The organism is Mycolicibacterium gadium (genome assembly GCF_010728925.1).
GTDB lineage: Bacteria > Actinomycetota > Actinomycetes > Mycobacteriales > Mycobacteriaceae > Mycobacterium > Mycobacterium gadium.
Genome location: NZ_AP022608.1, coordinates 1728131 through 1752140 on the forward strand (window position 1 = coordinate 1728131; position 24010 = coordinate 1752140).

Here is a 24010-nt window from a genome sequence, read left to right on the forward strand (position 1 = left end):
TTTACCTCGTGAAGACAGCATTGGTTACGGGCGGGGCATCCGGGATCGGCCGGGCCATCGCCGACCGGCTGCGCACCGACGGCAATCACGTCGCCACCATCGACCTGGCGCCGGGCGACACCGACTTCGGTTATGTCGCCGATGTCACGGATCGCGAACAGGTCGACGCGGCACTCGACGCCATCCGCGCCGCGCTCGGGCCGATCACAATCCTGGTGAATTCCGCGGGAATGACCTCGTTCCGGCGATTCACCAACCTCACCTCCGAGGAGTGGTCGAAGGTCATCGACGTCAACCTCAACGGGGTCTTTCATGTGACCCAGGCGGTGCTGCCGGACATGCTGGACGCCGGCTGGGGCCGAATCGTCAACATCTCCTCATCGAGCACTCACTCCGGATCGCCGTACCAGTCGGCGTATGTGGCGGCAAAGTCCGCCGTCAACGGTCTCACGAAAACCCTTGCGCTGGAATATGGCCCAAAGGGAATCACCGCCAATGTGGTGCCACCGGGGTCGATTGACACCCCGATGCTGCGCGATGCCGAGGAGAAAGGCCTGCTCGGCGGATCAGTCGAGGACATCGCCGCGCGGATCCCGGTGCGGCGAATCGGCACACCAGCGGACATCGCTGCAACCTGCGCATTCCTGGTCTCCGAGGAGGCCGGTTACATCACCGGGCAGATCGTCGGCGTGAACGGTGGGCGCTGCACCTAGCTCGCAGCAAGCCGCAGTCAGCGGGGCATGACACCGCGCAGGAACAGCCGCACCGCGTACCGAAGATGTCGCTCCTGCTGTTCTGACGACCGGAACACGCCGAAGTCGGCCATACGCGCGGGCACGGCCTCGACCATCGCCAGAAACGTCTCGGCCGCCAGTTCCAGGTCCTCGACCTTGATGGTGCCGAGTTCCTCGTGGCGGCGCAGCAATTCGGTGACGGCGCGCTGGCGGCCGGCCCACATCATCGACTCCGCAGAGACGTTGAACTCCGGGAACTGTGCGGCCTCGTTGAAGGCGATCCGCTTGAGTCGCACGTTCTCAGGATGTGTGGCGCGCGTCAGCGCTTTGCGTCCGGTCGCCAGAAGCGCGGTCTCCAAATCGTCTTCGCCGATCTCGTCGATGGACCCGTCGTCGCTGTAGCGAGCCAGCGCCCACGGGATGACGTCAGCGAACACCGCCCGCTTGTCCGCATAGCGGGCGTACAGGGAGCGTTTCGTGATGCCTGCGGCCTTGGCGATGGCCTCCATACTGGCTCCGGCATAACCGAATTCGAGAAAAGTAGCGACCGCGGCCTCACGAACCGCGAGGTCGAGCTTTTTCGTCTCCGCCTGGGTAGGCCGTCCACGCCGAATCGCCACCAGGCGAATTGTACTGCTTCAACGGCACTATCTCGGTTGGTTGGGCACGCCGGGGAAGAGCTGCACATCCGGACCAGAAGTCACCAGACCCATCTGCTTGGTCACCAGATGGGGCGCGAAAACGGCGCCGTAGAGCACGTTGCCGAGGACGATGACGGCAATGACGGACACGATCGCCGACTGGACTCGCGTCTTCGACAGCTTGTCCGACCACATCTCGATGACATTGCGCCCCTCCGCATCCCGCCGGCCGAGCAGGTACGTGAAGACCATCATCTGGATGCCCATCGCGATGGCGTCGTAGATCGGGTACTGATGCAGCGTGCCCTCGAACAGTCCGAGACCCGGAATCACATAGGCGTAGTAAAAGACTCCGAGCCGCGCGCCGAGGCCGGCGTTGAAGATCAGGGCCCAGCAGAAGCCAACCACGAGGCCGACGATCAACAAGGTCTGCGGCTGCCGCCAGTTGAACCGTGCGGACAGCCGCCGCCCGATCGCCGCGCCCGTGACCGCAGGTATGCAGAAATACCCGATGTACCCCAGCGGCACCGAGGACGGCAGCCCACCCCAGGTCATGTTCAAAGGCCACCACGAGGGCATCCGGGGCAGCGCGGGCGGGAACTGCGCGTACATCGCCCAGTCATAGGGCGCTTCGATCCACGAGAACGAGATCGCCGAAATGCACAGCAGAAGCAGTGGGTGCAACCGACCCCGCCGGACACTCAGGTAGATGCCGGCGATCACGAACAGGATGCCGCTACCCCAGCCGAACGCGTTGGATGCGATCAGCAGCGGCGTCATCTCGGTGTTCATCGGTCCGCCCCGTCTGCTGTCTGCTCTTCGCGCGGGCCGCGCGCCTCGGGGTCGAAGTAGATCACCGCACCGAATATCACGGCAATCAGCCCGAACAGAGTGCCCAGCATGATGAGTTGGCCCACAAGCGCGTCCCTTCAGCGATCAAGCGATCGGTAATAGTGGACACTATTACTAGGGTTCAGGTCAAGGACAGCTATCGTGGAGTGCCACTAGCCGCGCAGCGCGGGGAGAGTGAGAAGCCGTGCCGCAGCGTGGGTCACCGGGAAAGCAGACCACCTCGACGACGCGCCGCCCGCGCGGAGAGGCACGCAGGCTGCTGCTCGACGCCGCGCGCGATCTGTTCGCACGCCAGGACTACCGCGCCACGACCACGCGTGAGATCGCCGAAGCCGCCGGGGTCACCGAGTACTTGTTGTTCCGCCACTTCGGTTCGAAAGCCGGGTTGTTCCGCGAAGCACTGGTCCTGCCGTTCACGAACTTCGTCGACGACTTCGGCAAGACCTGGCAGGCCGTCGTGCCCGAAGAGACCGACGAAGAGGAATTGTCCCGGCAGTTCGTCGGACGTCTCTACGACGTCCTCGTCGAGCACAAGGGCCTTCTGCTGACCCTCGTCGCCTCCGACGGCCTCAGCGAGGAGGAGATAGAGGGTGCCGGCATCACCGATATCCGCCGAGCGCTGACCCTGCTCGGCGAGATCAGCGGCGAGGGCATGCGCCTGCGCGGACTGCATTCGGGTCACCCTGATCTGCCCGCGCATTCGACGGTCGCGATGATCGTCGGCATGGTCGCGCTACGGTCGACCTTCTTCGGAAACCGCCCGCCGTCTCGTGAGGCGATCGTCGACGAACTCGTCCAGGCGATCCTGCATGGGTTCCTGCATCGCCCGTAGATGTACTGCTTATCACCCAGGTCCGTTGGGCCATTTGAGCAATGAGCCGGCGTCGACCCGGATCTGCTGGCCGGTGATGTAGCGGCTGTCATTGCTGGCCAGGAACACCCCCAGTTTTGCGATGTCCTCGGGTTCGATGTACGGGATCGGCATGGCCTGGAAGATGGTGAACAACGGCTCGGCGTCTTCGCGGGTGGCCTGCTTGCCCTCTTGGGTGAGGTCGGGCCGGAACATGCTGTACATGCCGTCGTTCTGCAGCAGGTGAGTGTTGCAGTTGGTCGGATGGATGCAATTGACTCGGATCATCCTGTCCGCGAGCGCCATCGACATCTCCTCGACGTACTCGATCAACACGCGCTTGCTCCAGCCGTAGCCTCTGCCGCCGGGACCCATGTTCGGGTTGTCGGTGGTGCCACGGATCATTCCGGCGGTCGACCCGGTGATGATCACCGAGGCACCGTTGGGCAGATGCGGGACGGTGACCGCGACGGTGTTCATCACACCGAGCAGGTCGACGTCGCTGGCATCGACGAACGACATCGCGTCGAAGGCTCTACCCATGGCCATCGGCAGGATGCCGGCGTTCGCGACGACGATGTCGATCTTGCCGAGGTCGGCGACCCCCGCCTCGACGGCGTCGCGCAACTCGTGACGCTCCCGGACATCGGCGATGCGGGCGACGACGCGGCGTCCGATCTCCTTGACCGACCGCTCGGTTTCCGCGAGATCGTCGGGAGTCGCCAACGGGTAGGGGTTGGACGGGATGTCGCGGCAGATGTCGACCGCGATGATGTCGGCGCCCTCCTTGGCCATCTCGATCGCGTGTGCCCGACCCTGACCGCGGGCCGCACCGGTGATGAAAGCGACCTTGCCGTCAAGCTTTCCGGTCATCTCGTACTCCTTGAATGCTGGCGAAGCTATGGTTTCGGAGTGTATTCCACATGCAGCGCCGTCAGGCCGCGCATGATGAATGTCGGTTCGTATCCGTACTTTCGATCGTCGGCCGGACCGTGCATCTCCTCGGAGATGCGGATGTCGGCCATCCGGTCGAGGATCCGATTGACCGCGATGCGCGCCTCCGACCGCGCCAACGGCGAGCCGGGGCAGGAATGGGGACCGCGTCCAAAAGCAACATGCTCGCGCACGTTGGGCCGGTCGTGCTTGAACTCATTCGGGTCCTCGAACTTGCGTGGATCGCGGTTGCTCGCGCCGGGCAGCATCATCAGGATCGTCCCGGCGGGCACGTCGTAGTCCCCGATGGTCGTCGACGTCCGGGCCAGCCGGAAGTGGCTCTTGACGGGGCTTTCCATCCGCAGGCACTCCTCGAGGAACGCCGGGATCTGCGAGCGGTCGTCGCGAAGGGACTTCTGAAAGTCCTGCCTCTCGCCGAGCACCCGCATCGCCGTGCTCACCAGTTTCGTCGTCGTATCGGTACCGGCTGCGAACAGGAAAGTCGCGAGCTTGACGACCTCGTCTACCGGCGGCACCGACCCATCCGGGTACGTCGCGGCGGCGAGTTCGGTCAGCACGTCCTGTCGAGGCTCCCGACGCCGGTCGGTGATGTACTCCGTGAACTTCTCATCCAGCCACATCAGCGGGTTGTGCGCGACGGTCTCACCTTGGTTGCCGTCGACCTCGCCGAGGGGCTCGGCGCCCATCATCTGCTTGAACTCCTGATGGTCTTCGGCCGGGACGCCGAGCAGATCGGCGATCACCAACAGCGCCAACGGTTTCGCGAAGTCCTCCATGAACTCGCATGAACCGCGGTCGATGATCTTCTCGAGCTGCTGGTCGACCAGACGCCACATGAACTCTTCGTTCTCGCTGAGCCGCTTCGGCGTGATCAGCCTGCTCAGCAACCCACGTGTCTTCTGATGTTCGGCGGCATCCATGGTGACCACGTGCTCCGCCATCGGAATCGCGTCGCGGTGTTCTTCGATGAGGGCGCTGATGTCGTCCCCTTCCGGGGTGAAAGGCAACGGCGGAAACGGACCTGCCACCGCGACACACGATGACATCGCGGGATCCTTGTACGCGGCGAGCGCTTCTTGATGCCCCGTCACCGCCACTACGCCGTACGGTGTCGCCCGCTGCACAGGACACTTCGAACGCAGCTGGTCGTAATACGTGTAAGGGTCGGGGATCAGCGACATGTCGGTGAAGTAGTCGATCGACTCGAGATCGCTCATCGCGCGTGCTCTCTTCCTGCCGGCTGCGGATCGAACAGCACCGGTACCGACGTTGGTGACCGGAACACCTGCCCCCTGACGTGCGGGTCATCACCGTCGGGATCGAGCCGTAAATTCGGCAGCCGGTCCAGCAGAAGATTGATGGCCGTTCGCATCTCGAGGCGAGCAAGGTGCATACCGAGACATACGTGGACACCGTGGCCCCACGCCAGGTTGCTCTTCTGCTGACGGAAGATGTCGAACTTGTTGGGGTCCGGGAAGCGGTCATCCTGGTGGGTCGCCGACCCGAGCATCGGCATCACCGTCGCGCCTGCGGGAATCGACACCCCACCGAGCACCGTGTCTTTGGTCGCCACACGGGTGATCGTCAGCAACGGCGGTTCCCACCGCACGCCCTCCTCGATCGCCTGCGGAAGCAACGAGCGGTCGGCGCGAATTGCCTCGAGCTGGTCAGGGTTCGACAGCAGCGCGAGAAGCAGGCTGCCCAGCGAGCGGTAGGTCGTCTCGACGCCGGCGGGCAGCAGGAGCCGGAGGAACGAGAAGATCTCCTCGTCATTGAGCTTCTCCCCGTCGATCTCGGCGGCGGCGAGCGCGCTGATCAGATCCTCACGTGGGTGAGCCCGGCGGGCTTCGAGGATCGGCGCGAAGTATTCACACAGCGCAGCCGAGGCTGCAAGTCCCCGTTCGGGATTCATGAGCCAGCTCAACAGCGAGATCGACCACCGTTGGAACTGGGGATAGTCCTCCTCGGGCAGTCCGAGCAGACCGGCGATGATCTGGCTCGGGTAGTCGAAGGTGAACTCCTTGACCAGATCTGCTTTGCCGTTGGGCGCGAACTTGTCGATCAGGCCGTTGGCGACGCGACCGACCAGCTCGTCCTCCCACCGTGCCAACGACTTCTGCGCGAACGCTTTCGAGACGAGGCCGCGAAGCCGACCGTGGATCGGCTCATCCATGCCGAGCATCACACCTTCGCCCAGCACCGGACCGAAGGCCGCGATGACGGCGGACGACGAGAACGTCTCGTTGTCGCGCAGCATCTGCTGAACGTCCTCGTGGCGATACACGATGAACATCGGCAGCGATTCTTCGTGCGGCAGCGCACCGGACGTTTCGAGGCGCTGCACCGGCTCTTCGCGGCGGATCCGCGCCAACTCCGTGTACGGGTCGCGGACGTCGCCGGAGATGGCGTCGTCAAATGCCCCGAAGTCCTCGAGGTCGTCGAATAGATCGGACAAGTGTTGCTCCTCCTACTGGGCTGGGAAGGCCACCGATTTCACTTCGGTGTACTGGCTGAATCCGGCGATGCCGTTCTGACGGCCGACGCCGCTGTCCTTGTATCCGCCGAACGGGGTGTCCGCGCCGTATCCGGCGGTTCCGTTGAGTCCGATGAAGCCGGCTCGCAGACGGCGCGCGACGGAGAGGGATCGGTCAAGCGAACTCGACATCACGTTTCCGGCGAGTCCGTACACGCTGTCGTTGGCGATCCGGATGGCATCTTCTTCATCCTCGTAGGGAATGACGACGAGGACGGGGCCGAAGATCTCCTCCTGGGCGATGGTCATCGAGTTGTCGACATCGGTGAAAAGCGTTGGGTTGACCCAAAATCCCTTGTCGAATTGCTCTGGCGGCTCGGTGCTGCCAACCAGCATGTTCGCACCCTCGTCGACACCCTTGCGGATGTAGCCCAGGATGCGCTGCTGCTGCTTGGCAGAAATCACCGGACCACAGATCGTGCCCGGATCCTGCGGATCACCCGCCTTGATGTTCTCGTAGATGCCGCGAAGAATCGCGACCCCTTCGTCGTAGCGGGACCGCGGCAGCAGCATCCGCGTCGGGGCCGCGCAGCCCTGGCCCGCGTGCATGAGAGGACCGATGCCGATCAGGCAGGCGGTGTTGAAGTCCGCGTCCTCGAGCACGATGGTCGCCGACTTGCCACCGAGTTCGAGGAACAGGCGTTTCATCGTCGCCGCGCCCTTCTCCATGATTCGCTTGCCCACCACGGTGGACCCGGTGAACGAGATCATGTCGACCTTCGGTGACAGGGTGAGTTCCTCACCGACGAAATGATCCGAGGCGGTCACCACACTGACCACACCCGCTGGGATATCTGTCTTCTCGGCGATGAGCCGACCGAGCCGGGTGGCGTTGAACGGTGTGTTCGGCGCGGGTTTGAGTACCACGGTGTTACCCGTCGCCAAGGCCTGACCGAGCTTGTTGATCGTGACCTCGAACGGAAAGTTCCACGGCACAATCGCACCCACCACGCCGACGGGCTCGTGCCACACCTTCCGCCTGGTGTTGACGCCGGTCACCGATACAACCTTGTCGCCGAGATCGGTTTCCCACTCGAAGCTGTCGATCAGCCTGGCGGGATACTTCAGGCCGTCCTCCAGCGGTGCATCCAGGTGCGGACCGTGCGTGACCGCTCGCGGTGCCCCGACCTCGAGAATGAGCTCCTCGCGCAATTCCTCGAGCTCGCTTTCGATCGCCTCGTGCAACTGCAGCAGGCAACGCTTGCGAAGCTCCCGATTGGTCGACCAATCGGTCTCGTCGAAAGACCTTCTCGCAGCGTCGATCGCGCGGTTCATATCGGCCTTCGACGCGTCCGCGACCTCGCCGAGAACGTCTTCGTTGGCAGGGTTGATGTTGGTGAAGGTACCGGCTTCACCTTCGACGAGCTCGCCGTCGATCAGCATCCTCGACTCGAATCGAACCGCAGTGGCTTCAGTCATTGCTCTCACTCCCTTGGTCGGAGACGGCGGCCGCTCGTCGCGCCGCGCGATCAGCCAAACGCTGCATCAGTGGTTGCGGAATGATCTTGGTAGCCAGGACCATTGCCCGTTGCGTGCCCGTCAATGGCCAGGCCCCGTCGCGCATCGTGCCCTGCCGCGGGATTCCCATCACCAGGCGGGACATGTGATGCATACCCGCCGCGGGCAGAATCCTGTTGGACACCAACAGCATCGAGGCATCCGGCCCGACACCGTGGCGCCGGAACGAAGCCGTGTCGCTGAGAGCCTTGAGCAATCCGTCAGCGAACTTTTCCGGTGGCCGCGCAAGCTTCATCGCAAACCGACCGCGGGTGTTCACGGTGTTGTGGATACGCGCGTACGGTCCGCCGAAGTTCCGGTCGTCAGTCGTGCCGGCGTCGGTGATGATGTCGGTGTCGTAGGTCCCGCTGACCAGGATCGTGACACCGAGCCCGAACGGTGCGATCTCACCGGCCATCGACTCACCCCATCGCTCGAGCGCGCCCTTGGCCGCTGAGTACGGGGCGATTCCCGGCTGACCCCTGACGCCACCGGCACTGGATACCAGCACGATTCGGCCTGTGCCCGCGGCGCGCATGGCGGGCAGGAGCGCCTTGGTCAGCTCGACCGGGCCCAACACATGCGTGGACAACATGTTCTGCCACAGCTCCATGCCGGCCTCTTCGACCATGCCCGCAGCCGAGATGCCGGCGTTGTGCACCACCGCATAGGGCGCGCCGACCGCTTCCAATATCGACTTGGCGGCCGCCGCGACCGACGCGCTGTCGGTCACGTCGAGCTGCACGCCGATCAACCTGTCGTCGTCGGCGCCAGCACCAGTCGTCGCACGCAGCAGCGGCATTCCTCGATCAGGAGTCCGCATCGCCGCGACCACGCGCCACCCCTCGCGATAGAGGCGCACGGTCGATGCGAAGCCGAGACCACGTGACGCTCCGGTGATGACGACGCTGCGAGGCTCAGTCATCGGCTGTTCGTCGCGCAAGCGCCATCACCCGTCGGCCGATTCGGTCGCGCATCTCATACTCTTCGATCCCAGCTCCACGTCGGTGTTGCGGGACGGCCCCTGCTGCCAGGTGGACCACTTGCCGACCGAGTACGGTCCTTCGGCTCCGTTCGCCCGGTAATACCCTTGCGGGTCGTACACCTTTGCCTCCGGGTACGGCCACGGGCAAGCGACGGAGGTGGCGAGCCCGCTGGCCTTGATCGCCCAGAACCAGCCGCCGTAGGCGAAGTACGACACGTTGATGATTGCGAACATCACCAGGAATGTGCCGAGCACCGGCTTTTTCGGGAAGAGCCTGGCCTTCGCCGCGAGCTTCTCCGCTACCGACTTTCCCGTGTCGTCGCGGTACACCAGGATGGCTGCCGGGATCATCACGAACGTCACCGACAGCGACTCCCAGAGCAGGGGGAACTGGAAGGTGCTTCCCGGGAACAAGGTTCCGAACGGGATCGCCTGCGAATAGATGTACAGCCCCGTGCGCACCAGGCTGATCTCCAGCATCGCGTCGAAGATGAAACCGATCACCAGCACGAGCCCGCCCAGGCTGAGCAGCGGGTGCCGGCTGACGAACGATTCCGGTCCGCGCTTGGCCTGCATCTTGCGAAGAATCCAGATCGCCGGGAAGTACGGCCCGAAGTAGAACGTGACGTATCCGAACACGATGAACGGCTCGACGGTCGGCGACATCATGATCAGATACCAGTTCTCCGGCCAGTGCATCAGCGCCGGGTTGTACACCGCGTACGGTGACCAGTTCATGATCGGGTCCTGCCACACGATCAACGTCGTGACCAGGACCATCAGCAACACCGGACTGCCCGGATTTCTGCGCCAGCCGATGATGAAGACGATGGTCAGCACCACGACCATGATCAATGCGCCGACCTGCGGGATGATCTGCCAGTGATCGAATCCTGTCAGGAACTCGACCGGCCGGGGCCGTCCCTCGACGTTCGGATTCGCCACCCGCGGGTCGACTGCTGTACGCCCGACGACGAGGAACAATCCGAGGAAGCCGAGCCATGCGAACAGGGCGATGACGCGTCCCCAATTCGGGCCCGTGCCTGCCGGATCCGGTGATTTCGACTCGGTTTCAAGCGGTTTCGACTCAGTGGTCATGTCATTCCTCCCCGAATCGGTCGACCAGATGCGAGTTGACGCCGTCGGCGTCCAAGGTCCGGGCGACGAGGTATCCCGAGCCCATCCATGCGCGTCGCGTCCACTTGCCAAGGGACACCCGCGTTCCCGGTGCTCCGGAGGCGGCGGGCATCATCTTGACCCGCTCCAGGGCCTCCTTCACGCCGCGCGGGCTCAGCGGGTGGGCATCGGTGAAGGCGCGCACCAGCGTTGCGGCGACGTCGCGGTTCACCACTGTGACACAGAATTCGGGACGACTACCGTTGTATTTCTCGGCGTAGCGGTTCAGGAAGTCTTGACCGATGGGGTTTTCCTCGTCGTATTGGTCGACCCCGACCCAGCCCATGAACGCGTTCCACATGATCGGGTTCACCCATGCGTTCTGGAACGCGGTGGTGGTGAACCTTGGCGGATCCCAGCCCACCGCCTCGAGCGCCGGATTGACGAAGACGATGCCGAATCCGAAGCCGAGGTGCACGATCGCTTCGGCTTTCGCCTCATGCAGGGTGCGCACTGCGTCGTTGATGTCCTGCGCAGTCTGGGCAATCGCCGCCTCGGCGACGATCCGAATGCCCTTGCGACGACACGCAGTCCGCAGGTTCTTCAGATAACTCTCTCCGATGAGGCTCTGCTCGACCAGGACGCCGATCTCGTTGAGGCCGCGTTTGGCGACGAGGTCCGCGATGAAGATCGGTTCGTCGGTCATCGACCCCTGGGGGAAGGCGAACGTCCACTCGCCGAGCCAGTCGTCGGTGCCGGTGACGCTGATGGCGGGAACCTTGAAGCGCTCTTCGATCGCCTCACGCATCGGCACGCAGTTGTCGGTGATGTTGGGACCGAAAACGACGAGGCAGCCCTCGTCGACGAGCTCGGCGTATGCGTCGATGACCGCCTTCACCGAACCTTTTGGCAGACCCTCGACCTCGCGGTAGATCATCTGCACCGGCCGATCCATCAGGCCCTGCTCGACGGCTTCCTCGAAGATCAGGTCGAAGCACTGCGTGAACGAGGCCAGCAGTTCCTCCGGGAAGCCCGGCGGCAACGTGAAGTCCATCAGGTAGCCGACCTTGATCGGCTCAGCCGTGCTCTCGTAGGACATCTGACCTCCCTCGGGGTCGACCTAATATTTGTTCAGACCCTAGCCGGGGCGCACAGAGCCGTCAATCAACGGCGGACGCGCCCAGGTAGACGTCGATCATTTCGTTGAGACCGCGGCTGACCGACGCGTCGTCGGTCAGGGGTCCCGCGATCGCAGCCCTGGCTGCATCACGCATGGTCAGACCTTCGACGATGAGCCGGCCCGCGGCAATGAGCACCCGCGTCGACGCGACCTCGCGCAGCCCGCCGGTCTCCAGCCGCCGAATCGCCTGACCGAATTTCACGAGTTCGACGGCGGTCGCATGATCCACACCCGATTCGTGCGCGACGATGCCCTCTTCGACGTCCGGCTCAGGAAATCCGAACTCGATGGCGACCATCCGCTGCCGCGTAGAGTCCTTGAGGTCCTTCAGGACGCTCTGGTAGCCGGGGTTGTACGACACGACCAGGCCGAACCCCGGCGCTGCGTCGAGGGTGATGCCTAGGCGCTCGATCGGCAGTTGTCGCCGGTAGTCGGCGAGCGGGTGCAGGACCACAGTGGTGTCCTGACGGGCTTCGACGACCTCGTCGAGGTAACAGATCGCTCCCTCCCGCACCGCGTGGGTCAACGGCCCGTCAACCCAGACCGTCTCATCGCCGCGAAGCAGGTATCTGCCGACCAGATCGGCGGTGGTGAGGTCGTCGTGGCAGGCCACGGTGATCAACGGTCGACCGAGGTCGTGCGCCATCGCTTCGACGAAGCGGGTCTTGCCGCACCCGGTGGGCCCTTTGAGGACCAGCGAAAGTCCCTGGCGATACGCCGCTTTGAACACGGCCTCCTCGTTACCCACCTGCCGGTAGTAGGGGCGCGACGCGTCGGCCGGTTGCATGGCGCCATTCTGGTACGCAATCCCGGGCTCGGTGCCCATAGCGCCCCTTTCGTCACCCGCGTCCTTGCGGTGGATCAGAGAGTAGCCGGAACAGATGTTTGTTTCAATCACGAGACCCGGCGCCGTACCTCTGCGGAGCGGACGGCCGACCGGAAGAGCGGGCCGACGATGCCCGTCAGTTGTTCCGGTCGGGCGATCGTGGCGTGCGCGGTGCTTCCGAAGACCTTCTTCAACACTTCGACATCGGTACCTGCGCCCACGGTCAGGCACACGCAACCAGTCCCCCGTCGGCGAGCTTCCGTCAACGCGCGTCGTGCATCTGCCGCACCGTAGGCGCGCTCGTAACCATGGTCGTAAGCCAGACCATCGGAGACCACGACCAGCAGCCGCCGTGATGTCCCGCCCCGCGTCTCGAGAACGGCCGAACCGTGCCGGATGGCCGCGCCGAGGCGTGAATACGCTCCCGGCTCGAGGCTGTTCAATCGTCGAATCACCCCGGCATCGAGATGGTCGTCGAATCTCTTGACGGGCAACATGTTCACCGCACCACGCCCCTGTGAGTTGTAGGCGTACAGCGCGACACGATCGCCCAGGTCGTGCAGGGCGACTGTGAGGTCGGTGATCACCGCCCGCTGCTGCTGATGGACCGTTCGCCCCACGGTTCCCGGTTCCGCGGTCGATCCGGAGACGTCGAGTAGCAGTAGCACGGACAGGTCACGCTGGCGCCGCAGGCTGTCGAGGTAGACGTTCTCGTCGGGGACCGACCCGGCTTTCACTTCGACGCGCATCTCGACTGCCGCGTCGATATCGATGTCGTCGCCTTGGGGCTGCCGATGGCGACGATGCAGGCCCATGCCGAGTCGAGCCAGCGGACGCCGCACACCGATGGCACCGTCGATCGCATCGGCCGCCGATGACTTGATCCGTGGCTCGATCTCGCGCACGGTGCACCACTCCGGCCGATAGCTCTTGCGGTCGGCGTCCCACTCCGGGTACGTGTACCCGCTCGCCGCGATGTCGGCGACGTCCTCCCCTGCAGCGTTCGCCGTCGACGACACCGCGAAGGCTCCGCGATTGGCCGAGTCGGTGCGGTGGGTCGGCGAGTCGGCACCCGGCGGACCACCGCCGCTGCCTCCGGTCTTGCGTGCCGACGACAACATCTTCTTCAGCCACTTGCCGATGAACCCGCCCCCGCCGACGGGATTGCTGAACAGGTCGGGATCGTCGCTGTCGTCGACCTCGCCGTCATCGAGTTCTTCGAGCGCCTCCTTGCTGTCGCGCCGTGGAACATGAGCTGCGTGGTCCACCTGTTCGGCGGCCCGATTGCCGGCCGCCAACAACCTCTTGGCACGCACAACACCCCACCGCGCCGGCGGTTCATCGAACGGATCTTTACCCGAAGCCAGGGCCAGCGACGATTCGGGCGAGTCGCTACGGCTCGCGGTTTCAGGATCGGCCAACGCGCACAGCACGCCGGGCAGCACGTCCCGGTTGGCAGCCAGTGCACGATGCCCCTCGATGGTCAGGTATCGCTTGGCCACTCTGGGATGCCGGACCAGTGCACCCATGATGTCGGGGGCCAGGCTGTCGGCCGCGATCAGTGACGCGTGCACGGCCACCGATTCCAGATTCTCGCGGGGACGTGCAGAAGGATCGACGAAAACAGTCTGTCCGTCGGTCCACGAAGGCTCATCCGGATCGACTGCCGCCACCGCGAGGGGCCGCCCGGCGAGCGCGGAGGCCAACATGCCCAGCGCCTGCAACCGGTCGCCGTCGGCGTCGTTCACCCGGACACCTCCCGCCGCCCTCCCGTTGACCAAATATCTGTTCCACCGTAAAGTCCGGTCCTGCTGCAGTCAAACAGCAAGGAGTACAGCGTGATCGACTTCGAGGGCCAAGTCACCGTCGTAACCGGCGCCGGCCGTGGTCTGGGCAGGCTGTACGCCCTCGATCTGGCGCGACGGGGCGCGGCGGTGGTGGTGAATGACGTCGGCGGCACGATGCGTGGCGACGGCGCGGACGCAAGCGTTGCGGATCAGGTGGTCGACGAGATCACGAAAGCGGGCGGACGAGCAGTCGCGTCGCATCAGTCCGTCGACAGCCCCGAGGGTGGCCAGGCCATCGTCGACACCGCTCTCGACACCTTCGGGCGGCTGGACGCCGTCGTCAGCAATGCCGGCATCTTCAACAGCATCCCGTTCGAGGCGCTCTCCCCCGACGACTGGCGGCAGATGTTGGCTGTGCACCTCGACGGCGGCTTCTACCTGAGCCAGCCCGCATACAAGGTGATGGCGAAACAGAAGTACGGTCGGTTCGTCTTCATTTCGTCGTCAGCGGGCAACTTCGGCCAACCGATGGAAGCGCACTACGCGGCAGCCAAGACCGGCCTCGTCGGACTGTCCAATGTGATTGCGATCGAGGGAGCTGCGCACGGAATCCTCTCGAATACCTTGCTGCCCACCGGCTTTTCGCGGATGGTCACCGAGACGGTCGGCGACGAGAAGTTCCTGAGGGAATCGGGCTTCATGCGGGCCATCCGCGCCGAGCCGGTCGTGCCACTCGTGTCGTTCCTGGCCAGCCGCGCATGCGATTCCACCCACCGCAACTACTCGGCATGCGCGGGGCGCTACGCACGCGTATTCACCGGGCTCGGTCAGGGCTGGCTGGCCGACACCGAAACCGAGCCGACCGCCGAGGACATCCTGACACACCTCGACGAGGTGTCGGCCACCGACAAATTCATCGTTCCCGACTCGATCGTCGACGAAGTGCTCGAAGTGTGTGACCGCCTCGGCATCAACGCGATGCCTGACAACGCCGAAGTCGCTTTTCCCGAGCCCACGAAATCGTAGGAAAGGCCGTGCAAATCGAGGAACTGCTCACCAAAACGCGATCGCGGACCTTTACCGCGCGGCCTACCTGGAGAAGGTGGGAGGACAGTTGATCGCCGGCCTCATGTAGCGATTTCAGGTTCACCGCCGCCCCCCGCCGAGCCATCGACGAGGTCGTCGGCATCAATGAATGGGAAGGTAGATGACCGGCGATTCAGAACTACACGAAAGGCTTGCCCGCCTTGAGGATCGCGAGCAGATCCGCGATTGCATGATGCGCTACGCGCGAGGCATGGACCGTCGCGATCGCGCCCTACTGCGGTCCGCCTATCACGATGGGGCCGTCGACGATCACGTCGGATTCATCGGCGAGGTCGACGACTTCATCGACTGGGCCTTCGCCTACCACTCCACACAGACCCGCTACCAGCACTACCTGCTCAACCACACGGTGGAAATCAACGGCGAGGAAGCGCACGCCGAGACCTACTACCTCTTCGTCGGGACCGACCGCGAACCCGCGAACCACATGACTCTGTCGGGCGGGCGCTACGTGGATCGCCTGGAACGACGCGGCGGACGCTGGGCGATCGTCGACCGGGTATGCGTCGTCGAGTGGAACGCGGAGTCGACGTCGTTCATCACCGACGAGGTGATCGCGATGATGGCGGGCTCCATGAAGGTGGCCACGCACGACACGGCGGATCCCTCCTATGACCGCCCGTTGATCGCATCGCGAGCGGACGCACCCTCGTGAACGGAACCCCCGATTGCGGCGTCCCGGCAGTTCGAACGCCGATCGGTAGGATCTGCTTGCAGTTGTCGAAGCCGACGACGCCAGGAAGGGTACGCAAGTAGCGATGGCCGATGCCGACGCCGTGAGGCGGAGTTCGAGAAGCAGCCGGCCTGCGGGCAAGAAGGGTCAGCGCGCCGCGAAACTCAGCGCCGTCACCGATGAAACGGCAGTCGATGCGACGCGGCGCACGGAAATCCTCAAGACGGCGAACTCCGTCATCGCCGCGTCGGGGCTGCGTACCTCGTTGCAGCAGATCGCCGATGCGGCGGGCATCCTCGCGGGCAGCCTCTACCACCACTTCGACTCCAAGGAAGCGATACTGGTCGAGCTGATCAGGCGCTATCACGCAGACCTGGACCGCGTCGGCGAGTTAGCGCTGAAGCGCCTCGACGAACCGGATCCACGTCCGGTGGCCGAGCAGATCACCGAGCTCGGCTGTGAGATCGCCCGCTGCGCGGTAGAGCACCGGGCCGCGCTGCAAATGTCGTTCTACGAAGGCCCGAGCTCAGACCCCGAGCTGATGGAACTCACGCAGCGCCCCCCTTCGACCATCCAAGCCGCGATGTTGCAGACACTTCGAGCCGGCCGCTGGGGCGGATACATCCGATCCGACCTGGATCTCCCCACCCTGGCCGACCGCGTGTGTCAGAGCATGCTGCACGTCGGTCTCGACGTGATCAGGCACAAGGCGTCGACCGACGAACTGGCCACGCTGAAAAGCCATATCGCGCTTGAAGGTCTCGCAGTCGACCTTCCCGCAGATGCGGATCTGGACAAGTCGAAAGCATTCGCCGCCGCTGAAGACGTGATCCAGAGTTGGGTCGACACCGAGGACGACAGCGACCTCAAGGCGGCTCACGTCCGGGCAGTGGCGCGCGCCGAATTCGGCCGCCGCGGGTACGAGATGACGACCATCCGCGACATCGCGTCCGCCGCCGGGCTGGGCACCGGCACGGTCTACCGCGTCATCGGCTCGAAAGACGAGCTGTTGATGTCGATCATGCTGGAGTTCGGGCACAAGGTCGGCGGCGCGTGGACGGACATCGTGCACACAGAGGCCACGACGATCGAAAAGCTTGACGCCTTGAGTTGGCTGAACATCAACGCACTCGACCAGTTCCCGGACGAGTTCCGAATCCAACTGGCCTGGCTGCGTCATACCCCGCCGGATACATCCAATCCCGCGTGGTCGTTCACGACTCGGATTCGCCAGATGAAAGCCCTGCTCTCCGAGGGCATCCGCGCCGGCGAGATACGCAAAGAGAGTCCCGCTGCCGATCTGCTGGCCCGATGCATCATCGGTGAGCAGTGGATTCCTGAGAACATTCTCCAGCAGATCGGCACGCGAAACGCGTTGATCTTGGCCCGAGACACCACTTTGCGGGGCATCAGCGTCCGCGAGGCATGAGGTCTAGGGCCGGGTCCGGTCTTCCCTCAGGGCGCCGAAGCGTGGGATGCCCATCATCACCCGAATCATGTGATGCATCGCCACCGTGGGCATAATCTTGTTGCCCATCATCAACATTCGAGCATCGGGACCGACCGGCCGATGGACGAAGGGTGCGCGGCTGTCGAGCGCCTTGGCCAGACCCGCGGCGAACTTCTCGGGAGCGCGGGCCGCCACCTTCATCGCAAAGCGGCCTCGTTTGTCCATCGTCTTGTGGTGCGGTGCGTAGGGGCCGGCGAGGTCACGGGAGTCGGTGGTGCCCTCATCGGTGATGATCGCGGTGTCGTAGGTGCCCGCCACCAGGATCGTCACGCCGATGCCGAAGGGCGACACCTCGCCGGCCATGGACTCACCCCATCGCTCCAGCGCTCCCTTGACCGCCGAATAGGGTGCGGTGGCAGGCATGCCCCGGACCCCGCTTTCACTCGATACCAGCACAATCCGGCCGCGACCCGCTGCCCGCATCGACGGCAGCAACGCCCGCGTCAGCGCTACCGGTCCGAAAATGTTGGTGGCGAACATCCTCTGCCACAGGTCGATTGGCGTCTCCTCGACCATGCCCGCGGCCGATATCCCGGCGTTGTGGACCAGCCCGTACGGCGCCCCGACGGCGGCCAGAATCGCGGCAGCGGCGTCCTCGACCGACGCCGGGTCCATCAGGTCCAGGCGGACACCGATGAGGCGGTCGTCGTCGTGCGCAGCGCCGGTCGCGCGTCGAAGGTTGCCCAGACCCTCGTCCACCGATCGCATGGCGGCCACCACCGTCCAGCCGTGGCGATAGAGGTGCGACGCAGACGCCAAACCGAGCCCGCGTGATGCGCCGGTGATGACAACGCTTCGCGGTTCAGCCATCGGTCACGCCTCGCCGAACCGGGCCACGAGACGGGAGTTGACACCGTCGGGTTCCAGCTCCCGAGCGACCAGGTAGCCGGAGCCCATCCAACCGCGACGGGTCCAGTTCCCGAACGAAATCCTGGTACCTGGTGCGCCGGAGGCGGCCGGCACTGATTTGACCCGCTCGAGCGCCTCCTTGACGCCGCGCGGGCTCAGCGGGTGCGCGTCGGCGACCGCGTGCAGAATCGCCACGGCGACATCGCGATTCACCACCGGCACGCACCATTCTGGGCGTCTACCGGTTCTGTCCCGGAATTCGTCGAGGAAGCGCTGACCCACCTGGTTACCTTCGTCGTACTGGTCGAGACCGGTCCAGCCCATGAACGCATTCCACATCACCGGGTTGATCCACGCATTCTCGAACGCGGTTCCCGCGAAGCGCGGCGGATCCCAGTCCAGTTCTGCCAGTGCGGGATTGACGAACACGATTCCGAAGCCGAAGCCAGCGTGCACGATCGCCTGCGCCTTTGCGTCGTACAGCGTGCGCACGGCCTTGGTCACATCCTGGGCGGTCTGAGCGATCGTGACCTCGGCGACGATCCTGATGCCGCGCTGCTGACAGGCTTTTCGGAAGTTCGCGATGTAAGCCTCCCCCACCAGCGACTGCTCCATGAGCACCCCCACGTCGGTGTGACCGCCTTTGACCAGCAGATCGGTCCAGAAGATCGGCTCGTCGAAGTGGGATCCCATCGGAAGGGCGAAGAACCACTCTCCCAACGCCTCATCCGATCCCGTCACGCTGATCGCGGGAACCCGGAACTGCTCGTTCAACGCATCCTTGATCGCGACCGCGTTGTCACCGATATGCGGACCGAAGATCACGAGGCAGCCCTCGTCGACCAGCTCCCGATAGGCGTCGATGACCGCTTTCACGCTGCCCTTGGGCAGCCCCTCGACCTCGCGATAGACGATCTCGACGGGCCGGTCGATGACGCCCTTGGCCATCGCGTCCTCGAAGACCATGTCGAAGGGGATGGTGAGGTCGTCACGGTAGTGCTGCGGAAAGTCCTCCGACAACTTGAAGTCCATCAAGTAGCCGATCTTGATCGGCTCAGCTGAGCTCTCGTAAGACATGACGCCCCTGTCGTTGATTCCGAATGAGCTAAGCCGTGATGATGGGCAGGCGACCCCACCCACGGACGCTTGTGGTGTGCGCCATCGCCGCATTGTCCAAGTCGACGTCCCACTCGGGCCACCGTTTCAGCATCTCTTCAAGTGCCACCCGCGCCTGCATTCGCGCCAACGACGAACCCAGGCAGAAGTGCAGGCCCTGGCCGAACGAGAGATGGGATCCTGTGCGGTGGATGTCGAAACTCTCGCCGTTCGGAAACTGTCGCTCGTCCCGGTTGGCTGAGCCGTTGAGCAGCAGCATGATCGAGCCCTCGACGATTGTCTGACCGTGTACCTCGGTGTCCGTTGCGACGTAGCGTGCCTGTACCGGTGACGGCGCCTCGTAACGCAGCACTTCCTCGATCGCGCGCGGGATGAGCGAGAAGTCCTCGACGAGCTCGCGCCGCTGGTCGGGATGTTGGGCCAGCAGTTGGCCGATGAAGCCGATCAGCCGGGTGGTTGTTTCGTTGCCCGCACCGGCGATCATGCTCGTATAGGTCAGTACCTCGATGCGCGTCAGCGGCCGGAGCTCGCCGTTCTCTTCGACCTCCGCGTTGAGCAGCTGCGTCATCAAGTCGTCGGAGGGGTGTTCGGCCCTCCACTCGATGTACTCGGCGAAGAGCTGATATGCATTCTCGAAGGCCTCGGCCGAGACTGACTGAAAGTTGCCGTCTTTCAGTCCGATTGACGCGTCGGTGTTGTCCCGGATCTGCTGCTGACCCTGTTCTGGAATGCCGAGCAGATAGCCGATGGTCCGCATGGGAATCAGCGCCCCGAAATCCGTGATCAAGTCGAACGTCGAGGCGCCAGCCAAGGCGTCGAGCGCGCGGACACAATACTGGCGAACCAGATCTTCGATGGCCTCCATCCGCCGCGGCGTGAACACCTTTGACAACACTCGCCGATGGATGTCGTGAATCGGCGGGTCCTCGAAAAGGATCACCCCGGGGGGCACCTCGACGCCGCTCATGATGATGTCGATCGTCGAACCCCTGCCTGACCGGTAGGTATCCCAATTGTGCAGTTCTCGCGCGACGTCCTCGTAGCGGCTGAGTGCGTAGAAGTTGTACTTCTCGTTGCGATAGAGCGGTGCCTCATCCCTCAGTCGTCTCCAGATCGGATACGGATTGTCATCGATGTCGAAATCGAACGGGTCGTAGTACAGATCGGTGGTGTTCACTTCGGTCATGGGCTGCTCCTCTTGTTGATCATCAGATCTGTTTTCCCCCAAATCAGTCGAATGCGCTATGTGGCAATGTGTTCGGCAGATCCAGCGAGCTCAGTAGGCCTGCGGGTGCGCGGACAACATAGGGAATCGCATTGACCACCCGCATCGCCGTGGCGGCCATCGCCGCGCGGCCCGCGCCGTGACCCTCAGCGGCGCCGACGTTCATCGCGCAGTGAATGTCGGGATCGCCCTCGATGTCGACGCGATACGTCGCGTCGAACTCCGAGGCGAGCCAATCGGGTGCCACGTCGCGCGCCATCCGGATGATGTGTTCGACGACGATCGCTTCCCGGCCGTTGACCACGCCGGCCGCCCTCGTGCTCACCGCGCCGCACGTGCCCGCCTTGATGGTGCCGAACGCCACCTCGATGTCTCTGTCGGTCAGACGGCGGTCGAGCGTCCCGCGCACCTCCTCGACTTCGACGCCCAGGCCGGCAGCTATCAGATATATCGGTGCTCGCCAGGCCATTTCGATGAAGCCAGGTGTCTTCAGAAGGGGTTCGAAGTCCAGCGGATGGCCGAAACCCATGCCATTCATCATCACGTCGGCCACCGGGTAGTGGTCGTTGAGTGCGACCTCGGTCACCTTGAGACAGCGGATCTTCTTCGATTGCGTGGCCAGCATCAGGGCCAGCTGATCTGAGCCGAATCCGGGAAAGATGCCAGATGCGTAGAACGACGCATTTCCCGCCTTGGCCGCGGTTTCCATCTGCTCGCGCCACTCCGGCGAGTAATAGGCGGGTGGATACACCAGGCTGGTTGACGACGTCGAGACGACGTTGATTCCCGAGTCGAGCAGCTTGACGTAGTCGGGCACCGCACCCGCGTCGCGGTCCGGTCCGCTGGCGGCATACACCACGCAGTCGGGTCGCAGCGCGATGAGCGCGTCGGCGTCGTTGGTCGCAGCGATACCGATCGGGTCGATGCCGGCGAGCACTCCGGCGTCCTGGCCGACCTTATCGGGCGAATGCACCCACACGCCGACGAGATCGAGATCCGGTCTGCCCTGAATCGCGTCTATCGCAATTGATCCGACGCCTCCAGTCGACCAGACCACGGTTTTCAGTGTCATGGTTGTCCCTTTCGATCACGCACGTTCGGACGCCATGACGGCGCGTTGCAGGTCGGGCCATGATGTACCCGGCGGCCTCGCAATCGCGGCCGTCGGGATTCGCGGAGCCGGATGATGACCGGCACCAGAGGCGGGCGCGCGCATGTCGAACCGAAGGGTGAACATTCAGCGCCGGATCGGGGACGGGGTGGCCACGCCGACCGACTATAACCTAAGATTTGTTCTGTTCCGCTGTAATAGTGGTTACTATTCTAAAACGGGTCCGGGCGATCTCCACGAGGAGGAAAAGAATGACAGCAGGCAAGCACCGCGTCGTCGTCTGGTCGACGGGTGGCATTGGATCGATCGCGATCCGCGCCATCAACGAACGTCCGAACCTCGATCTCGTCGGGGTGTGGGTCCACTCCCCTGAAAAGGACGGAATGGATGCGGGCGAGCTCGCCAACGGCGAACCGATCGGGCTGGCGGTCACCACCGACGCGGACGCGCTCATCGCGCTCAAGCCCGACTGCGTCATCTACGCCGCGAGTGGGCCCGAACGCGATGCGCTGGCGATCCCCGACTACGTGAAACTGCTCAGCGCCGGAATCAACGTCGTGACGACGAGCACCACGAGGCTGGTCAACCCACATGCCTACGAGCCGGCCGAGTGGCGTGATCAGCTCGCCAGCGCCGCGAAGGCGGGCCAGGTGTCGCTGTATGCATCGGGCATCGAACCCGGCTTCGCCGCCGACTACCTCTCGCTGGTACTGAGTACGCAGTCGTCCCAGATCGAGAAGATCCATGCCTACGAGATCGGTCTCTACGACGACTACGGTGTACCCGACATCATGAGTGACGCAATGGGATTCGGCCGTCCACTCGACTACGAGCCGTGGATCGCCATTCCAGGCGCCATCGAAGGCGAATGGCAAGGGCAGATTCGGATGGTCGCCGATGCACTTGGCGTGGAGGTCCAGGAGATGCGTTCGACATTCGACCGCGCGGTGACGGAACGGACGCTCGAAGTCGCGATGGGCACGGTCGAGGCGGGCACGTGCGGCGCATTGCGGATGCAGGCCATCGGTGTCGTCGATGGACGCGAGGCCATCGTCATCGAACACGTCACCCGGCTGGCTCCTGACGTCGCGCCGGACTGGCCGACACTGCCGAACGCCCTCGGCTATCGCGTGGTCATCACCGGCACGCCGGACATCGACTGCACATTCGACGTGACACTTCGCGATCGCAAGAAAGCCGGGATCGAAAGCATGACGTCCGGAGCGGGTGCGATGGTGGCCACGGCGATGCGCGTGGTCAACGCCGTGCCGTACGTGGTCGATGCACCGCCGGGCCTGATGAGCTCCGTCGACCTCCCTCTCACCATTCCCAAGGGAGCGTTCAGGACCCAGGGCTGACGGCGCTCACTCAGGCAACCGCAGCTCGGGCTTTTCCACCTCTTCGATGTTGACGTCCTTGAAGGTGATGACCCGAACCTGTTTGACGAAGCGCGCCGGACGGTACATGTCCCACACCCAGGCGTCGCCGAGACGGAGCTCGAAATACACCTCGCCCTCCGTGTTGCGGGGCACCAGCTCGACGCTGTTGGCCAGGTAGAAGCGCCGCTCGGTCTCCACGACGTAGCTGAACTGCCCGACGATGTCCTTGTATTCGCGGTAGAGCGAGAGCTCCATCTCGGTTTCGTACTTTTCGAGATCCTCGGCACTCATCTGCTCAGTTCCTTCATAGACGCGTTCATCGCGACTCCAATCCTCCCCTACCCGAATCGGCTCTGCTGTTCGGGTTCGGCGTCGAATTCTGTGTCGAGCCCGATGTCGGGTACCAACACCGGGCCCATCTCACTCTGGACCGTCACCAGCCGTCGCACGTTGATGAACGAATACCGATGCTCGCTGCACGGGCCCAGCTCGGCAAGCGCTGCGCTGTGCGCCGGCGTGCTGTAACCCTTGTGCTCGGCGAAGCCATAGCCCGGATGCTCGGCCTCCATCTTGACCATCAGCCTGTCACGACTCACCTTCGCCAGCACACTGGCCGCCGCGATACACGCCGCGGCCGCGTCACCGCCGACCACTGGCAGCGACGGGACCGACAGACCCGGCACCCGGAAGCCGTCGGACAGCACGTACCCCGGGCGCACCGACAGGCCCGCCACGGCACGTCGCATGCCCTCGATGTTCGCCACATGGACCCCGCGACGATCGACCTCGGCCGTCGGGATGAAGACCACGTGGTAGGCCAACGCGTACCTGCGGATCAGCGGAAACAGCCGCTCACGCTCCCTGGCATTGAGCTTCTTCGAGTCGTCGAGCGCCGCCAGGCTCTCGAGCCGGTTCGGCCCGAGCACACATGCCGCCACCACGAGCGGGCCCGCGCAGGCCCCGCGGCCCACCTCGTCGACACCCGCCACCGGTCCCAGCCCGGTCCGGTACAGCGCGGACTCCAACGTACGCAGGCCAGCGGATTTCCGGATCACCGTCCGTGGAGGCCATGTCGCCGGCAACTG

24 protein-coding genes are annotated in these 24010 nt (G+C 64.2%); 6 read left to right on the forward strand and 18 right to left on the reverse strand.

Translation table 11 applies throughout. From position 1 onward, the window contains the following. Nucleotides 1–8: 8 nt before the first annotated feature. Nucleotides 9–713, forward strand: coding sequence for an SDR family NAD(P)-dependent oxidoreductase (locus tag G6N36_RS08665; protein ID WP_163686156.1), 705 nt, complete (start codon nucleotides 9–11; stop codon nucleotides 711–713). Between the two features lie 17 nt (nucleotides 714–730). Here the strand turns inward: G6N36_RS08665 and G6N36_RS08670 are convergent, their stop codons facing one another. Genes G6N36_RS08670 through G6N36_RS30105 form a run of 3 tightly spaced genes read right to left on the reverse strand, consistent with a single transcriptional unit; the run spans nucleotide 731 to nucleotide 2292 of the window. Continuing rightward, a complete protein-coding gene (locus G6N36_RS08670; protein ID WP_163686157.1) occupies nucleotides 731–1354 on the reverse strand; it encodes a TetR/AcrR family transcriptional regulator in 624 nt (207 codons plus the stop codon). 27 nt (nucleotides 1355–1381) lie between these two features. Next, complete coding sequence (locus G6N36_RS08675) at nucleotides 1382–2167, reverse strand: spirocyclase AveC family protein (protein WP_163686158.1); 786 nt, start codon at nucleotides 2165–2167, stop codon at nucleotides 1382–1384. Beyond that, the gene (locus G6N36_RS30105) at nucleotides 2164–2292 is read right to left on the reverse strand and encodes a hypothetical protein (RefSeq protein ID WP_264001209.1); all 129 of its coding nucleotides are present in this window, start codon (nucleotides 2290–2292) and stop codon (nucleotides 2164–2166) included. The genes G6N36_RS08675 and G6N36_RS30105 overlap by 4 nt, the downstream gene beginning before the upstream one ends. 119 nt (nucleotides 2293–2411) lie before the next feature. Here G6N36_RS30105 and G6N36_RS08680 point away from each other — a divergent pair, with 119 nt between their 5' ends. Continuing rightward, nucleotides 2412–3059, forward strand: a complete 648-nt coding sequence (locus tag G6N36_RS08680) for a TetR/AcrR family transcriptional regulator (RefSeq protein ID WP_163686159.1) — start codon at nucleotides 2412–2414, stop codon at nucleotides 3057–3059. A 12-nt stretch (nucleotides 3060–3071) separates the two neighbouring features. On the opposite strand, the gene G6N36_RS08685 is transcribed toward G6N36_RS08680, so the two are convergent. The 9 genes from G6N36_RS08685 to G6N36_RS08725 form a co-directional block, all read right to left on the reverse strand. Continuing rightward, nucleotides 3072–3950 (reverse strand): mycofactocin-coupled SDR family oxidoreductase, encoded by an 879-nt coding sequence (locus G6N36_RS08685; protein ID WP_163686160.1) that lies wholly within the window; start codon nucleotides 3948–3950, stop codon nucleotides 3072–3074. Nucleotides 3951–3976: 26 nt separating this feature from the next. Next, on the reverse strand, nucleotides 3977–5248 hold the full coding sequence (locus G6N36_RS08690) for a cytochrome P450 (protein ID WP_163686161.1): 1272 nt from the start codon (nucleotides 5246–5248) through the stop codon (nucleotides 3977–3979). Continuing rightward, nucleotides 5245–6486, reverse strand: a complete 1242-nt coding sequence (locus G6N36_RS08695) for a cytochrome P450 (RefSeq protein WP_163686162.1) — start codon at nucleotides 6484–6486, stop codon at nucleotides 5245–5247. The genes G6N36_RS08690 and G6N36_RS08695 overlap by 4 nt, the downstream gene beginning before the upstream one ends. A 12-nt stretch (nucleotides 6487–6498) precedes the next feature. After that, nucleotides 6499–7983: an aldehyde dehydrogenase family protein gene (locus tag G6N36_RS08700; protein WP_163686163.1), complete on the reverse strand. Its 1485-nt coding sequence runs from the start codon at nucleotides 7981–7983 to the stop codon at nucleotides 6499–6501. Next, nucleotides 7976–8986 carry an SDR family oxidoreductase gene (locus G6N36_RS08705; protein ID WP_163686164.1) on the reverse strand — a complete coding sequence of 337 codons (1011 nt, stop codon included), beginning with the start codon at nucleotides 8984–8986 and terminating at the stop codon, nucleotides 7976–7978. Before G6N36_RS08705 ends, G6N36_RS08700 begins: the two co-directional genes overlap by 8 nt. 24 nt (nucleotides 8987–9010) lie before the next feature. Then, nucleotides 9011–10144, reverse strand: coding sequence for a spirocyclase AveC family protein (locus G6N36_RS08710; RefSeq protein WP_163686165.1), 1134 nt, complete (start codon nucleotides 10142–10144; stop codon nucleotides 9011–9013). A 1-nt stretch (nucleotide 10145) separates the two neighbouring features. Next, the gene (locus tag G6N36_RS08715; RefSeq protein ID WP_163686166.1) at nucleotides 10146–11261 is read right to left on the reverse strand and encodes an ABC transporter substrate-binding protein; all 1116 of its coding nucleotides are present in this window, start codon (nucleotides 11259–11261) and stop codon (nucleotides 10146–10148) included. A 61-nt stretch (nucleotides 11262–11322) separates the two neighbouring features. Beyond that, nucleotides 11323–12168, reverse strand: a complete 846-nt coding sequence (locus G6N36_RS08720; protein ID WP_163686167.1) for a CbbQ/NirQ/NorQ/GpvN family protein — start codon at nucleotides 12166–12168, stop codon at nucleotides 11323–11325. 68 nt (nucleotides 12169–12236) lie between these two features. Then, complete coding sequence (locus tag G6N36_RS08725; RefSeq protein WP_179964918.1) at nucleotides 12237–13877, reverse strand: nitric oxide reductase activation protein NorD; 1641 nt, start codon at nucleotides 13875–13877, stop codon at nucleotides 12237–12239. Between the two features lie 129 nt (nucleotides 13878–14006). Here G6N36_RS08725 and G6N36_RS08730 point away from each other — a divergent pair, with 129 nt between their 5' ends. The 3 genes from G6N36_RS08730 (at nucleotide 14007) to G6N36_RS08740 (ending at nucleotide 17164) form a co-directional block, all read left to right on the forward strand. Further along, nucleotides 14007–14981, forward strand: a complete 975-nt coding sequence (locus tag G6N36_RS08730; protein ID WP_163686169.1) for an SDR family NAD(P)-dependent oxidoreductase — start codon at nucleotides 14007–14009, stop codon at nucleotides 14979–14981. Nucleotides 14982–15162: 181 nt separating this feature from the next. Further along, nucleotides 15163–15717 carry a nuclear transport factor 2 family protein gene (locus tag G6N36_RS08735; protein WP_163686170.1) on the forward strand — a complete coding sequence of 185 codons (555 nt, stop codon included), beginning with the start codon at nucleotides 15163–15165 and terminating at the stop codon, nucleotides 15715–15717. A 103-nt stretch (nucleotides 15718–15820) separates the two neighbouring features. Then, nucleotides 15821–17164 (forward strand): TetR/AcrR family transcriptional regulator, encoded by a 1344-nt coding sequence (locus G6N36_RS08740; RefSeq protein ID WP_163686171.1) that lies wholly within the window; start codon nucleotides 15821–15823, stop codon nucleotides 17162–17164. A 3-nt stretch (nucleotides 17165–17167) separates the two neighbouring features. Here the strand turns inward: G6N36_RS08740 and G6N36_RS08745 are convergent, their stop codons facing one another. From G6N36_RS08745 to G6N36_RS08760, 4 genes are read right to left on the reverse strand one after another with little or no spacing between them, the layout of a single operon-like run. Continuing rightward, nucleotides 17168–18055 carry an SDR family oxidoreductase gene (locus G6N36_RS08745; RefSeq protein WP_163686172.1) on the reverse strand — a complete coding sequence of 296 codons (888 nt, stop codon included), beginning with the start codon at nucleotides 18053–18055 and terminating at the stop codon, nucleotides 17168–17170. A 3-nt stretch (nucleotides 18056–18058) separates the two neighbouring features. Next, the gene (locus G6N36_RS08750; RefSeq protein ID WP_163686173.1) at nucleotides 18059–19171 is read right to left on the reverse strand and encodes an ABC transporter substrate-binding protein; all 1113 of its coding nucleotides are present in this window, start codon (nucleotides 19169–19171) and stop codon (nucleotides 18059–18061) included. Between the two features lie 28 nt (nucleotides 19172–19199). After that, on the reverse strand, nucleotides 19200–20396 hold the full coding sequence (locus G6N36_RS08755) for a cytochrome P450 (RefSeq protein WP_163686174.1): 1197 nt from the start codon (nucleotides 20394–20396) through the stop codon (nucleotides 19200–19202). A 43-nt stretch (nucleotides 20397–20439) separates the two neighbouring features. Beyond that, nucleotides 20440–21507 carry an NAD(P)H-dependent amine dehydrogenase family protein gene (locus G6N36_RS08760; RefSeq protein ID WP_163686175.1) on the reverse strand — a complete coding sequence of 356 codons (1068 nt, stop codon included), beginning with the start codon at nucleotides 21505–21507 and terminating at the stop codon, nucleotides 20440–20442. Between the two features lie 290 nt (nucleotides 21508–21797). On the opposite strand from G6N36_RS08760, the gene G6N36_RS08765 reads away from it, so the two are divergent. Further along, nucleotides 21798–22904 (forward strand): NAD(P)H-dependent amine dehydrogenase family protein, encoded by a 1107-nt coding sequence (locus G6N36_RS08765; protein WP_163686176.1) that lies wholly within the window; start codon nucleotides 21798–21800, stop codon nucleotides 22902–22904. A 6-nt stretch (nucleotides 22905–22910) separates the two neighbouring features. Here G6N36_RS08765 and G6N36_RS08770 read toward each other — a convergent pair whose 3' ends face one another. Then, nucleotides 22911–23216 (reverse strand): DUF2469 domain-containing protein, encoded by a 306-nt coding sequence (locus G6N36_RS08770; protein WP_083125914.1) that lies wholly within the window; start codon nucleotides 23214–23216, stop codon nucleotides 22911–22913. A gap of 47 nt (nucleotides 23217–23263) precedes the next feature. Beyond that, nucleotides 23264–24007 (reverse strand): ribonuclease HII, encoded by a 744-nt coding sequence (locus G6N36_RS08775; RefSeq protein ID WP_163686177.1) that lies wholly within the window; start codon nucleotides 24005–24007, stop codon nucleotides 23264–23266. Nucleotides 24008–24010: the final 3 nt, after the last annotated feature.